This is a genomic window from Streptomyces flavofungini (assembly GCF_041028215.1).
In the GTDB taxonomy this organism is placed as follows: Bacteria; Actinomycetota; Actinomycetes; order Streptomycetales; family Streptomycetaceae; genus Streptomyces; species Streptomyces flavofungini_B.
Genome location: NZ_JASKYR010001350.1, coordinates 1 through 996, shown reverse-complemented (window position 1 = coordinate 996; position 996 = coordinate 1). Strand labels below are relative to the sequence as shown.

At 73.1% G+C, this 996-nt stretch carries 1 protein-coding gene; it reads left to right on the top strand.

The features are described from left to right. Positions 1 to 175 precede the first annotated feature (175 nt). Positions 176 to 943 carry a DUF4142 domain-containing protein gene (locus AB8Z36_RS40985; protein ID WP_369218421.1) on the top strand — a complete coding sequence of 256 codons (768 nt, stop codon included), beginning with the start codon at positions 176 to 178 and terminating at the stop codon, positions 941 to 943. The last annotated feature ends 53 nt before the right edge of the window (positions 944 to 996 follow it).

Below are 996 nucleotides of genomic sequence, written 5' to 3'. Positions count from 1 at the left end.
CCGGGCGCCTCCCCCCTGGCGGAGACGCTCGCCCTGCTCGGGCGCACCGCTCCGGCACGGCACTTCGCGTACGGCCTCTCGCGCGGCTGAACGCCCCACCCGTATCTTCCGTACTCCCCGGTATCGGTGTGGTCCGCCGGTACCGGCGGACCACGGGAGCACCACGGGAGGCACCTTGCGGCGCGTCAACGGCACGGCTCTGATCATCGCGGCACTTCTCGCCACACTGGGCGCGATCGCGTTCCCCGTGTGGTCCTACGCCGACCGCTCCGGCACCGGCGAGGCCAATCTGGCCGCCGGTTCGGTGGCCACCCGGTGGGGGCCGCTCTCGGCTGCCGACCGGGATCTCCTGGTGAAGGTGCGGCTCGCCGGGCTGTGGGAGATACCGGCGGGCCAGCAGGCCGTCGAGCGGGCGCCCACCGAGGCGGTCAAGGAGGCGGGGGACCATCTCATCGTCGGGCACACCGACCTCGACAAGCGGGTGCGCTCCGCCGCGTCGCAGCTCGGCATGGAGCTGCCCAACCAGCCGACCGAACAGCAGCAGGGCTGGCTGGACGAGCTGACGGAGGCGAGCGGCGAAACGTACCAGCGCAAGTTCGCCAATCTGCTGCGGGCCTCGCACGGCAAGGTGTTCAGCGTGATCGCCCAGGTCCGCGACACCACCCGCAACTCCCTGGTCAGGCAGCTCGCCACCGACGCCAACCAGACCGTGCTCGACCACATCACGATGCTGGAGGCCACCGGGCTCGTCGACTTCGACGACATCGCGGGCGGCGCGGCGGCCGGTGCCACCGCGAGCCCCACCGGGCCTCCCCCGCCGTCCGGGGGCACCCCGCCGGAGCCGTCGCCCGCCGGGCCGAAGGGCGAGGTGTCCACCACCTCGCGCCCGTCGCCGGGGCCGCCGGGGGTCATCAACACCGGCAGGCCGGAACCTCAAATGTAGCTCTGAACGTCTCCCCCGCGGGGTTCGGCCGGACCCGGCGGGGGAGACGTTCA